Consider the following 11,829-nt stretch of genomic DNA (forward strand, 5'->3'; position numbering starts at 1 on the left):
GCAGCATACCCTCAGGCGGGCCCGCGGGGAAGAGTTCTGCTGCCGGGATCAGCGCCCGGGCGCGGTATGCCGAAAGCTTTCGCGCTGCTGCATGGCCTCCCACCAGCCGCGTACGCCGGCATACTCCTTCAGTAGCGCTCGCCCCTCCTCGAGCCGGTCGACATGGGCCACGATCGGTGCCAGTAGCAGATCGGCATAGCTGAGCTGACCGGCCACCAGGGCGGTCCGGCCATTGATCGCCCGCTCGAGCAGCGAGAACTGATAATGGGCATCGGGCAACGCAGCCTCGACGATCGCCTCGTCCACCGGCTGCCCCAGCTGCGGGTTGATGAGGCGTTGGCGCACCAGCCGGCCGATCAGGGTGGGATAGAGATAGTTGTGGATGACCGCTGCCCACTGACGCATGTCGACACGATCATCAAGGTGGCGGGGAAAGAAGGCCGGGGCCGGATAGTGTCCTTCGAGGAATTCGGCGATGGCATCAGTCTCGTAGAAAATGCGCCCGCCCGTCTCCAGCGCCGGCACCCTGCCGAAGGGATGGCGCGCCAGATGCGCCTCGCTGTGGGTTTCGCCACCGAGAACATCGACCGGCACCTGCTCGTAGCGTACTCCCTTCTCGGCAAACAGCATGCGCACGGTGCGCACATAGGTACTGTCATTGAAACCGTAAAGAACCAGCGTGCTCATGATCCGCTCCCTGCCAGATTGCTTGCAGTGCCGACCCTGGGAATCGGCACTGCAAGCCTGGCACACTGGCCGGCCGAAACCATTCGAACGATGCCGGCCCCGACCGGCGGGTTCAGACCGACTGGCTCATCAGTTCGCCACCCGAGAGCTGGGCTTCAAGCCGCTCGGCATGGGCAAAACAGAGCTTGTTGCCTTCCGGATCACGACCGTAGGCGGCATAGAAATCCGGCCCGTAGTTGGGACGCAGATCGGGCACGCCCTCGCTGAGTCCACCCTGATCCACGACCCGCCGCCAGGCCAGATCCACGGCTTCCCGCGAAGGCGCGGAAAAACTGACCTGGGAGCCATTGCCCCAGGTCGCCGGCAGACCGTTCCAGGGGTACTGCAGAATGAAAAGCGGCCAGCGAGTGCCCGGACGGTGCCAGACGATATCCGGAGGGCCACCATCACTGACGGATTCCAGCCGCACGAGACCGATCGGCTCCAGGACATGATCATAGAAAGCGGCCAGCCGCGGTAGATCCCTGGCGCCAAGCTGGATATGGCTGAACATGCACGGTACTCCTCTCGTCCGTAATCGGGCCCTACGTGCCGACTATTATGGCCAGTAGAACACCCCGTTGTTACGGGACTTGTGTGACAAACGGTGAGCGTGCCGCAGTGGCAGCATCCTCCTGCCCATGCAGTAATCCTGCCAGGTAGCGCTTCGCGCGCCGGGATGCTCCGGGAGGCGTGCGGTCACTCTCGCAGCGCCGTGCCCCGGCACACTTCTGGCGCAATGGCGCCCGGCGTGGTCGACGACCGCCCCGCCTTCGGTCATGACCGGACTCATCAGCGACAGACACTGTAACCACCGACCGCCAGATGGAAGTGATCAGCGTGGGCGGCATTGTAATCCGGGCCCAGCACGGTGGAGAACTCGTGACAGGCGCCGTCGCGAATTTGGTGCAGAAAGCGGCTGCGCCGATCGTCCTGCTGCCAGTCATGGCGAACGGTAATGCGGGTGCCGTTATCGAGTTGCAGGCCGGCCAGGTCGAGGGCATCGGCAGTCGCATGCCGGCTGCGCCGGGCATCGCTGCGATTGTAGATATTGCGACAGGCGAAGCTGCCGTAATGATTGACCCGGCTGACCGGCGCATCGAAAAGCTTCCGTGCAGCCGGCTGTAAATGGTGCTGCTCGAAGCGCAGCCACGCCACCGCCAGCGGGCAGGAGGCCAGAAAGGAGTTGTTGAACTCGACCCCGGTCGAGTGAATGCGCACCGCGTCCTGCAGCTGACAGTCACCGATTTCGGGACTGCCGACACTGCGATACACCACCTCACCGGCCTGCTGCGCCTGTTCGAGCGTCGTCCGGCACGCCTGCGGGTCCCCGGCAATCCGCTCACGCTTGAGACGCGTGATCGGCGACGGCGGATCAGCAACATGCAGGGGCGCGAACGGATTGTAGCGTCTGGGCACCTCCTGCCACGGCCATGCACTCCAGTGCTGCCAGAGCCCGAGCAGAAACACGCCTGCAGCCAACACGATCACAAGCAGGATATAGCGCATGTCTCCGTCCGCTCAGCCGGATCCGTGGCGGCTCGCCGCGTATGGCGGGCGGCTGCCCCCGGGCAATGTCCGGACAAAAAAATCCCGCGTAGGGGGTACGCGGGACAGGTGGGGGTGTTGCAATGCATCAAGGATGCAGGAAACGAAGCATTTCCGGGTCTGGCGTCCCGGACGCTGATCAATATAGGGTGACATCCATTAACCTGCTAATTGTTAGATTGAATTCTTTCCATTGGCGCTTTCTATCAAGGGCAAGCGACGCCAGCCGAGGCCCGCCGTCGCTTGCCATGAAGGCCTCAGTCCTCGCCGGAGCTGGTACCACCGCGGAAATTGATCTGGCGATTGCGAATGGTGCCCGGACTGCGCCGGATACGCTCCTCGTGGGTACCGGCCAGCTCGTCGGCTTCAAAGGGATCAGCCCCGACCGGCGTATCACCATGCTGACGATAGAGATTGCGCAGCATGGCGCGGCGATCGGCGCGCAGCTCCCGGATGGTCATGTAGATCATGCCGTAGACGATCAGCGTGAACGGCAGCGCCGAGACCACCGCGGCCGACTGCAGTCCGGAGAGACCGCTCTTGCCCCCGGCAGTAATCAGGATCAGGCAGATCGCGGCAATCAGCACCCCCCAGGTCACCTTCTTGTACATCGGCGGGTTGAGCGAGCCCTTGTCGGTCATCTGGGCGACGATATAGGCTGCCGAATCCGCCGACGTCACCAGGAAGATGAAGATCAGCAGCATCACCACCAGCGAGATCACGAACGAGAACGGCATCAGGTCCAGCATGTTGAACAGGGCCGAGGTAATGTTCTCGCTGGTCGCCTGCGCCAGACCGGCATTCTGGTAGAGATCCATGTGCAGGGCAGCCCCGCCGAACACCCCGATCCAGAGGCAGGCCAGCAGCGGCGGCACGATCAGCACGCCGAAGACATACTCCTTGATCGTCCGGCCGCGCGAGACACGCGCCACGAAGGTGCCCACGAACGGCGACCAGGCGATCACCCACGCCCAGTAGAAGACCGTCCAGCTGTCGACCCAGCTGGTATCGCTGTAGGGTGACAGCCGCAGGCTCATGATGAAGAAGTTCTGCAGATAGTCCCCGATGCCCAGGGTAATGGTTTCCAGAATGGCGACCGTGGGGCCGGTCACCAGCACATAGAGCATCAGCGCAATGGCCAGCCCCATGTTGAGGTTCGACAGCCGCTTGATGCCCTTGTCGAGACCGGAAATGGTCGAAAACATGTAGCAGACGAACATGGCAAACAGGATGATCGCCTGCCACATGAACCCTTCCGTCACGCCGAAGACGGCGTGCAGGCCACCGTTGATCTGCAGCACGGCCAGCCCGATCGAGGTCGCCACCCCCATCACCGTCGCCACCACGGCAAAGGTGTTGAGCACCCCGCCGGCGAGTACACGGCCACGTCCCAGCTTGGCCGTAAGCGGTGACATTACCGTGGAGACCAGCCCGCTCTGCCCCTTGCGGAACTGGGTATAGGCGATGATCAGCCCCACCACCGAGAAGGCGGCCCACTGATGCACGCCCCAGTTGAAGAAGGCGTACTGGATGGCATACCGCGCTGCCTGGGGTGTTTCACCCTCCATGTCGCCATAGGGTGGATTGGCGAAATGGGTCATCGGCTCGGCCATGCCGTAGAACACCAGCCCTACCCCGAAGCCGGCGGCCAGCAGCATGCTGACCCAGGAGAAAAAGCTGTAGTTGGGCTTGCTCTCCTGGGGACCGAGCCGGATCTTGCCGTACTTGCTGAAGGCCAGTACCAGCAGAAAGACCACGAACCCGAATACCGAGAACATGTAGAACCAGCCGAACAGATGTGTCACTCCGCTCAGGGCTGCCGATGCCGCGGCACTGAACCCTTCGGGAAAGATGGCCCCTGTCGCCACCAGAACCGCAATCACGAGTGCCGAAGCGATGAAGACACGCTGACGTGGAGGAATGGCCATGAAGCGCTGGCTCCCCTTTCATTTGAATGATCGTTACCACTCTAGTCATCTTCCCCTGAACGTCACGATGACACCTTTGTCACCCGCCGGACACCAGGGGACCGACCGGGCCCGATGAAAAGGGGACGCCTCATGGCGTCCCCTCTTCCCTCATTCAACCTGGCTTATTTTCCAGGAATTATCCATAACGCCCTGTTATGTAATCCTCGGTCTGCCTGTGGGCCGGATGGGTAAAGATGGTATCGGTTGCATCACACTCGATCAGTTCGCCCAGGTACATGAAGGCGGTGATATCCGACACGCGCGCCGCCTGCTGCATGTTGTGGGTCACGATCACGATGGTGTAGTCACGCTTGAGCTCGTTGATCAGATCCTCGATATACCCCGTGGAGATGGGATCGAGCGCCGAGGTCGGCTCATCCAGCAGGATCACCTCGGGCCTGACCGCGATGGTACGGGCAATGCACAGGCGCTGCTGCTGACCGCCGGAGAGCGCCTGCCCGCTCTGCCTGAGCTTGTCCTTGACCTCGCCCCACAGGGCGGCCTTCTTCAGCGCCCACTCCACGCGCTCATCCATCTCGCGCCTCGACAGCCGCTCATAGAGCTTCACGCCGAAGGCAATGTTGTCGTAGACCGACATCGGAAACGGCGTAGGCTTCTGGAACACCATGCCGATGCGCGCCCGCAGCAGATTGACGTCGACCCTGCGATCCAGCACGTTCTGGCCATCGAGCAGCAGCTCGCCTTCGGTCTTCAATCCCGGATAGAGATCATGAATGCGATTGAAGCAGCGCAGCAGGGTCGACTTGCCACAGCCGGACGGGCCGATGAAGGCAGTTACCCTGTTGGCCGGCACCGTCATGGAGATATCCTTCAGCGCCTGAAACTTCCCGTAGTGGAAGTTCAGGTTCCTCACCAGCAGCTTGGCCTCGTGCTCCGACTGTTCGCTGCCCGGCGTGGCCGAGTCGCCCCGGGATTGCGTGGCGCTGTCGCTGCCTGCAGCCGAGCCTGCCACACTCCGGTTGCCGGGCGCCTGTCGCTCGCCGGAACGCTCCCTGACCGTGGTGGCGCCGTCATCGGCAAAAACGGGCGCGAAGTATGCTTGAGTTTGGGTCATGTCAGGACTCCCGAACCTGGTGGTTCATCCTTTTCTGGCGGAAATGACACGCGCCAGGATGTTCAGAATCAGTACGGCGGCGGTAAGAATCAGCGCCCCTGTCCACGCCAGCTCCACCTTGGCCGGTATGAAGGAATTGATGGTCATGTTCTGGTAGAGCACCATCGGCAGGTTGGGCATCTCGCTGTTCAGGTTGAACACCCACTGGTTGGAGTTGAGCGCCGTGAACAGCAGCGGTGCCGTCTCCCCGCTGATCCGCGCACAGCCCAGCAGGATGCCGGTAATGATGCCGGCGCGGGCGCCGGTGTAGCAGACCCGGATCACCACCCACCAGCGATGGGCACCCAGCGCCGAAGCCGCCTCGCGCAGGGTGCCGGGCACCAGCAGCAGCATGTCCTCGGTCGAGCGAATGACCACCGGAATGATCAGCACCATCAGTGATGCCGCACCGGCCCAGCCGGAGAAATGGCCCATCGGCAGCACGATGATGGCGTAGATGTAGAGCCCGATGATGATCGATGGCGCCGACAGCAGTACGTCATTGATGAAGCGGATGGTGTTGGCCAGATGCGAGCGGCCGCCATACTCCGCAAGCCAGGTACCGGCAGCAATACCGACGATCGAGCCGCCGGCGGTGGCCAGCGCGGTCATCACCAGGCTGCCCAGGATGGCATTGCCCAGTCCGCCGTCGGACATCCGGGTCCGCTCGAAGAAGACACTCGGAGAGAGCGCCGGCAGCCCTTCGATCAGCAGCGACACCAGGATCATCAAAAGCCAGGCAATGCCGAACAGGGCAGCAGAGAGACAGAGCACCATCACGAAGCGATTGAGTCGGCGGCGACGTTGGTAAACGGGATTCATCGCGGTTCTCCTCGCCTCAGGGGGCCCGGTTCTCGATGCGCCGCAGCATCAGCCGGGCGATGGCCAGCACAATGAAGGTGATCACGAACAGCACCAGCCCCAGCAGCAGCAGGGCCGAACGCTGCAGGCCGTCCGCTTCGGGGAACTGGTTGGCAATCAGCGCGGCAATCGAAGTGCCCTGCCCGGTCAGGGTGGGATTCAGGAACAGGCTGTTGCCGATGACGAAGGTGACCGCCATGGTCTCGCCCAGCGCCCGGCCGAGACCGAGAATGACGCCGCCGACGATGCCGCCGCGTACCGAGGGGAAGATGACGTTGCGCACCACCTCCCAGGTGGTACATCCCAGCCCATAGGCGGATTCGCGCATCATCGGCGGCACGGTGACCATGACATCCCGGGTGATGGCGGTAATGAAGGGAATGATCATGATCGCCAGGATCAGCCCGGCCGTGGTCAGTCCGGTGCCGGCAGGAAACAGGGCCGGAAAGTGATCGCGCAGAAAGGGGCTCAGCACTTCCACGCCCCACATGCCATAAATGATCGAGGGCACGCCGGCCAGCAGCTCGACCATGGTGCCCAGCGGGCGGCGCAGCGCTACCGGGCACATTTCGGTCAGGAAGATGGCGATTCCCAGCGAGACAGGTACTGCGATGATGATCGCGATGAGCGAGGTCACCAGCGTACCGTAGATGGCGGGCAGGGCGCCGAATCGCTCGATGTTGGCGGCCCAGCGATCACCGGTGAAGAAGGACCACCCCAGCTCCTGAAAGGCCGGCCAGCCGGCGGCGACCAGCGACCCCATGATGGTGGCCAGCAGTACCAGTACGGCAAGCGCCAGGGTCAGCGTGCCCTTCTCGAACAGCTTGTCGATGACTCCGTTACGCCTGAGTGCGCTCTGTTCACGCTCGTTGGCACCCAGCAGGTCCTGCTGCTGACGGGCACTGACGTTACGGGAAGAGGTCATGGCATTCCATCGTTACTGTACGCGCTCCCCGGCACCGAAGCCGGGGAACCATGGAAAAACGGCTGCAGGCACCCGCCCGCAGCCTCCGCGTGAGCTCAGCAGCGTGCTTACTGCTGCCAGACCGGCTGGCCATTCGGCCCCTTGATCTGCGACCACACCTGCTGGCGCACCATATCCGCCACGTCCTGGGGCATCGGGATATAGTTCAGTTCGGAAGCGGCCTGATCGCCGTTCTGATAGGCCCAGTCGAAGAAGTCGAGTGCGCGTCTGGCAGCATCGGCATCCTGCACCTGGGTGTGCATCAGGATGAAGGAGGCCCCCACGATCGGCCAGCTGTTGTCACCCGGCTGATTGGTCAGCACCAGATACATGCCCTCTGCATTGGCCCAGTCGGCATTGGAAGCCGCCGCCTGGAAGCTGTCGGGGCCGGCGGTCACGAAGTTGCCGGACCGGTTTTCGAGCTGCGCCACGTTCAGATTGTTCTGTTCGGCATAGGCCGACTCGACGTAGCCGATGGCACCGTTGGTGTTGCCGACCTGGCTTGCCACCCCGGCGTTGGCCTTGGCGCCGACACCGCTCGGCCAGGCCACCGACTTGCCTTCGCCTACATTATTGGCGAAATCCTCGCTGACCTGCGCCAGGTAGTGGGTGAACAGAAAGTTGGTGCCCGAACCTTCCGCGCGATAGACCGGCGTGATCTGCTGGTCCGGCAGCTCGAGATCCGGGTTGAGCTCGGCAATCGCCTCATCGTTCCAGTTCGAGATGTTGCCCTGATAGATCCCGGCCAAGGTCTCGCCATCCAGTTTCAGCGCCCCGTCCTCGATGCCGTCGATGTGCACCACCGGCACCACGCCGCCCATGATCTGCGGCCACTGCACCAGGCTGTTCTTCTCCAGCTCCTCCGGCTTCATGGGGGCATCGGAGGCACCGAAGGTCACGGTTTTGGCGGTGATCTGCTGAATGCCGCCTCCCGAACCGATGGCCTGGTAGTTGAGGCCAATGCCGCTTTCATCCTGGTAGGCATCCGCCCACTGGGAGTAGACGGGGTACGGGAAGGTGGCCCCGGCACCGGTGATCGTTTCGGCGGCGGCGGCCGAAGTGGCGCCCAGTGCCAGCGAAGTGGAGAGCAGTGTGGCTGCAACACGCTTCAACATGATGACTTGACTCCTTGAGACCTTGCCCTGCGATGGTGAGGGTCGTTGCCTTTCCGGCTGCACAAAAGCTAGCAAGTCAATGTGTCAGTTTTATTGCAGCCACCCCGCCACACATCCCGCCATGACCTCCCGTTCGGGGCGCCCTGTCATCTGAAGGCGCCCCCGAGCTGGCGCAGGACATTGAAGGTGGCCATGCCCACGCCGGTCATGAGCAGTGAGCCCGCCACGTGAATGCCGATGCCTGCCAGCGCCATGCCGTAACGGCCGGCCTGCAGGTTGGAGAACATCTCGGCGGAAAAGGTGGAAAAGGTCGTCAGCGCGCCCAGAAAGCCGGTCACGACGAACATGCGCCACTGTGGCGGGAGCTCCGGCAGCGCGGCAAACAGTGCAATGGCGAGCCCGATCAGCCAGGCCCCGAGCAGGTTGGCCGCCAGGGTCCCCGGCGGAATGGCCGGAAACAGCGCATTCAACCCGAGCCCCAGCAGCCAGCGCAGGTTGGCCCCCACGGCGGCGCCGGCACCAATGGCAAGCATGGATAACCACATGAAGAGTCTTCCTCCGACGGTAGCGAAACCGGTGAATCGTTCGTCGAAGCACGCACCCTGAACAGGTAGGAGGGTCCTGCCTGCAGACGCACTTCGACCGTGCTCTGCAGGCATCATCAATCACGCAGGTGATGGTTCGAGTGCCAGCACACTCGGGAGGCATGCCATCTCCGGGAGCCTTCTTTTGCCACACTTGCGCTGCGGGCACAAGTCATGCCCCGGAATGCTGTAGAATGACGGGCCGATTCAACCAGGAGAGCCCGGTCATGCTGCAGATGGGTCGCTTCAATACGCTGAGGATCGTCAGGCGGGTCTCCTTCGGACTCTACCTCGACGGCGACCGCTTCGGTGAAATCCTCCTTCCGCGCCGCGACATGCCGAGTGAGGATGACTGCCGCACGGGCAGCATGCTGACCGTCTTCATCTATCTGGACAGCGAGGACCGGCCGATCGCCACCACCCGGCAGCCGGCCATTCAGGTAGACGAATTCGCCTCGCTCAGGATCATCGAGCGCACCCCGGTGGGGCTGTTCCTCGACTGGGGGCTGCCCAAGGATCTGCTGCTGCCGCACTCGGAAGTGCGCGGCAACCCTGCCCCGGGCGATTACCGGCTGGTCCATGCCTATCTGGATGAGCGCACCCACCGGATTACCGCCACCATGCGGCTCAATCGTCATCTTGATCTGGTACCGCCCCGCTATCGCAACGGTCAGCCGGTCGAACTGCTGATCACCGGCCCCACCGACCTGGGGTTCAATACCATCGTCGACAATACGCATACCGGCCTGCTGCATCACTCCGAGGTCCACGACCCGCTGCGTACCGGCATGCGTGTGCAGGGCTATATCCGGCGCGTGCGCGATGACGGTCGGATCGATCTCGGGCTCACCCCGCCCCGCGAGCAGATTGCCGATGCCCTGGGCGAGCGCATCCTGAGCCGGCTGGAAGAGAATGGCGGCACCCTGGCGATCAGCGACCGCAGTTCACCGGCGCTGATCCAGCAGTCCTTCGGTGTCAGCAAGGCCACCTTCAAGAAGACCATTGGCGGCCTCTACAAGCGCCAGCTGATCACCATCCTGCCCGACCACATCGAACTGCGTCGCTGAGTCCGGGGCTGCCGACCATGGGATATGGCCTCTGGACCGCCACCGCCATCTCCCGTAACGTTCCGTTGCGTTATACTCGAAATCGTGAGCCTCAATTTACCATGCCGTGAGTCGTCCCATGTCGCAGACCTCATCCCGCCCGCTCTACATCGTTCATTCCGGCCCCACGCTGCTCGAAACGCCGCTGCTCAACAAGGACAGCGCCTTTACGCTCGAGGAACGGGTGGCCTTCAATCTGGTGGGGCTGCTGCCGCAGAACATCGAAACCATCGAGGAGCAGGCCGAGCGCGTCTATCAGCAGTACAGGCTGCAGACCACCGATCTCGATCGCCACATCTATCTGCGCTCGATCCAGGACAGCAACGAGACCCTGTTCTTCCGCGTGCTGGAAGAGCATCTCGAGGAGATGCTGCCGATCATCTACACCCCGACGGTCGGCGAGGCGTGCCAGTCCTTTTCACAGATCTATCGTTCCCACCGCGGGCTCTTCATCTCCTATCCGCACCGCGATCACATCAACGACATCCTGCACAGCGCCACCAAGGATAACGTCAAGGTGATTGTCATCACCGATGGCGAGCGCATTCTCGGGCTCGGCGACCAGGGCATCGGCGGCATGGGCATTCCCATCGGCAAGCTCTCGCTCTATACCGCCTGCGGCGGCATCAGCCCGGCCTATACCCTGCCGGTGGTAATCGATGTCGGCACCAACAACCCCGATCTGCTCGATGATCCGATGTACATGGGCTGGCGGCACGAGCGCATTACCGGCGACGAGTACTACGACTTTGTCGATCAGTGCATCCAGGGCATCCGTCGGCGCTGGCCGAACGCCATCATCCAGTTCGAGGATTTCGCCCAGGCCAATGCCATGCCGCTGCTGGAGCGCTACCGCGACGAGGTCTGCTGCTTCAACGATGACATCCAGGGCACCGCCGCGGTCTCGCTGGGCACCCTGCTGGCGGCCTGCAAGGCCAAGAACGAGAAGCTCTCCGAGCAGACCATCACCTTTGTCGGCGCCGGCTCCGCGGGCTGCGGCATTGCCGAACAGATCGTCGAGGCGATGCAGGAAGAGGGGCTGGAAGAAGCCGAGGCGCGCCGTCGCATCTACATGATCGACCGCTACGGCCTGCTCACCGACGACATGACCAACCTGGTCAATTTCCAGCGCCGGCTGGTCCAAAAGCGCGAGGACCTCGCCGACTGGGATACCGACGACGAAGGCGATCTGGCACTGATCGACGTGGTCCGCAATGCCAGACCCACCATCCTGATCGGGGTATCCGGCCAGCGCGGGCTGTTCACCGAGGAAGTCATCACCACCATGCATCAGCACTGCAGTGCCCCGCTGGTGATGCCTCTCTCCAACCCCACTTCCCGCGTGGAAGCAACGCCCAAGGAAATTCTGGAGTGGACCAACGGCGAGGCGCTGGTGTCTACCGGCAGTCCCTTTCAGCCGGTAACCGTCAACGATCGTCGCATTCCCATCGCCCAGTGCAACAACGCCTATATCTTTCCCGGCGTAGGGCTGGGGGCCATCGCGGTCAACGCTTCACGCATCACCGATGGCATGCTGACAGCCGCTGCCCGGGCCCTGTCCGACTGCTCACCGGTCGCCATTGACGGCTATGGCGCGGTACTGCCGCCGCTCTCCGACATCCAAAGCGTCAGCCGTACCATTGCCTTTGCCGTGGCCAAACGTGCCCAGGAAGACGGCGTTGCCCTGCAGAGCAGCGACGACGATATCACTCAGGCGATCGAGACCAATTTCTGGCTACCCCGCTATCGCCACTATCGTCGCGCCTCCTACTGATCCCCTGTCCGATCGGACCATCGGCGCCCCAAGGGGCGCCGATTAAGGTACTGATCACTGCGGCATG

11 protein-coding genes and 1 riboswitch are annotated in these 11,829 nt (G+C 62.8%); of the genes, 2 read left to right on the top strand and 9 right to left on the bottom strand.

Going from position 1 to position 11,829, the window contains the following annotated elements:
• Nucleotides 1-48: 48 nt before the first annotated feature.
• From C7446_RS13455 to crcB, 9 genes are all read right to left on the bottom strand, one after another.
• On the bottom strand, nt 49-687 hold the full coding sequence (locus C7446_RS13455) for a glutathione S-transferase family protein (protein WP_121173645.1): 639 nt from the start codon (nt 685-687) through the stop codon (nt 49-51).
• Nucleotides 688-799: 112 nt separating this feature from the next.
• The gene (locus C7446_RS13460; RefSeq protein ID WP_121173646.1) at nt 800-1,240 is read right to left on the bottom strand and encodes a VOC family protein; all 441 of its coding nucleotides are present in this window, start codon (nt 1,238-1,240) and stop codon (nt 800-802) included.
• Nucleotides 1,241-1,518: 278 nt separating this feature from the next.
• Nucleotides 1,519-2,235: an extensin-like domain-containing protein gene (locus C7446_RS13465; RefSeq protein WP_121173647.1), complete on the bottom strand. Its 717-nt coding sequence runs from the start codon at nt 2,233-2,235 to the stop codon at nt 1,519-1,521.
• A 296-nt stretch (nt 2,236-2,531) separates the two neighbouring features.
• Nucleotides 2,532-4,202 (bottom strand): BCCT family transporter, encoded by a 1,671-nt coding sequence (locus C7446_RS13470; protein WP_121173648.1) that lies wholly within the window; start codon nt 4,200-4,202, stop codon nt 2,532-2,534.
• 178 nt (nt 4,203-4,380) lie between these two features.
• The gene (gene pstB / locus C7446_RS13475) at nt 4,381-5,319 is read right to left on the bottom strand and encodes a phosphate ABC transporter ATP-binding protein PstB (protein ID WP_121173649.1); all 939 of its coding nucleotides are present in this window, start codon (nt 5,317-5,319) and stop codon (nt 4,381-4,383) included.
• Nucleotides 5,320-5,343: 24 nt separating this feature from the next.
• Nucleotides 5,344-6,180 carry a phosphate ABC transporter permease PstA gene (pstA, locus tag C7446_RS13480; protein ID WP_121173650.1) on the bottom strand — a complete coding sequence of 279 codons (837 nt, stop codon included), beginning with the start codon at nt 6,178-6,180 and terminating at the stop codon, nt 5,344-5,346.
• A gap of 16 nt (nt 6,181-6,196) precedes the next feature.
• Entirely contained in the window at nt 6,197-7,144 is a 948-nt protein-coding gene (gene pstC / locus C7446_RS13485) for a phosphate ABC transporter permease subunit PstC (protein ID WP_121173651.1), read from the bottom strand.
• A 107-nt stretch (nt 7,145-7,251) separates the two neighbouring features.
• On the bottom strand, nt 7,252-8,298 hold the full coding sequence (gene pstS, locus C7446_RS13490; RefSeq protein WP_121173652.1) for a phosphate ABC transporter substrate-binding protein PstS: 1,047 nt from the start codon (nt 8,296-8,298) through the stop codon (nt 7,252-7,254).
• Between the two features lie 146 nt (nt 8,299-8,444).
• Entirely contained in the window at nt 8,445-8,843 is a 399-nt protein-coding gene (gene crcB / locus C7446_RS13495; RefSeq protein ID WP_121173653.1) for a fluoride efflux transporter CrcB, read from the bottom strand.
• A gap of 100 nt (nt 8,844-8,943) precedes the next feature.
• Nucleotides 8,944-9,024: riboswitch (Fluoride riboswitch) on the bottom strand.
• Between the two features lie 85 nt (nt 9,025-9,109).
• Here crcB and C7446_RS13500 point away from each other — a divergent pair.
• Nucleotides 9,110-9,949: a CvfB family protein gene (locus C7446_RS13500; protein WP_121173654.1), complete on the top strand. Its 840-nt coding sequence runs from the start codon at nt 9,110-9,112 to the stop codon at nt 9,947-9,949.
• A gap of 118 nt (nt 9,950-10,067) precedes the next feature.
• Nucleotides 10,068-11,762, top strand: coding sequence for an NAD-dependent malic enzyme (locus C7446_RS13505; protein WP_121173655.1), 1,695 nt, complete (start codon nt 10,068-10,070; stop codon nt 11,760-11,762).
• The last annotated feature ends 67 nt before the right edge of the window (nt 11,763-11,829 follow it).

The sequence above is a fragment of the Kushneria sinocarnis genome (assembly GCF_003633775.1).
In the GTDB taxonomy this organism is placed as follows: Bacteria; Pseudomonadota; Gammaproteobacteria; order Pseudomonadales; family Halomonadaceae; genus Kushneria; species Kushneria sinocarnis.

Bases quoted from the DNA above. Each gene is read 5' to 3' on its own strand.
- C7446_RS13455 (WP_121173645.1), bottom strand. From the start codon at position 687: ATGAGCACGCTGGTTCTTTACGGTTTCAATGACAGTACCTATGTGCGC.
- C7446_RS13460 (WP_121173646.1), bottom strand. From the start codon at position 1,240: ATGTTCAGCCATATCCAGCTTGGCGCCAGGGATCTACCGCGGCTGGCC.
- C7446_RS13465 (WP_121173647.1), bottom strand. From the start codon at position 2,235: ATGCGCTATATCCTGCTTGTGATCGTGTTGGCTGCAGGCGTGTTTCTG.
- C7446_RS13470 (WP_121173648.1), bottom strand. From the start codon at position 4,202: ATGGCCATTCCTCCACGTCAGCGTGTCTTCATCGCTTCGGCACTCGTG.
- pstB (WP_121173649.1), bottom strand. From the start codon at position 5,319: ATGACCCAAACTCAAGCATACTTCGCGCCCGTTTTTGCCGATGACGGC.
- pstA (WP_121173650.1), bottom strand. From the start codon at position 6,180: ATGAATCCCGTTTACCAACGTCGCCGCCGACTCAATCGCTTCGTGATG.
- pstC (WP_121173651.1), bottom strand. From the start codon at position 7,144: ATGACCTCTTCCCGTAACGTCAGTGCCCGTCAGCAGCAGGACCTGCTG.
- pstS (WP_121173652.1), bottom strand. From the start codon at position 8,298: ATGTTGAAGCGTGTTGCAGCCACACTGCTCTCCACTTCGCTGGCACTG.
- crcB (WP_121173653.1), bottom strand. From the start codon at position 8,843: ATGTGGTTATCCATGCTTGCCATTGGTGCCGGCGCCGCCGTGGGGGCC.
- C7446_RS13500 (WP_121173654.1), top strand. From the start codon at position 9,110: ATGCTGCAGATGGGTCGCTTCAATACGCTGAGGATCGTCAGGCGGGTC.
- C7446_RS13505 (WP_121173655.1), top strand. From the start codon at position 10,068: ATGTCGCAGACCTCATCCCGCCCGCTCTACATCGTTCATTCCGGCCCC.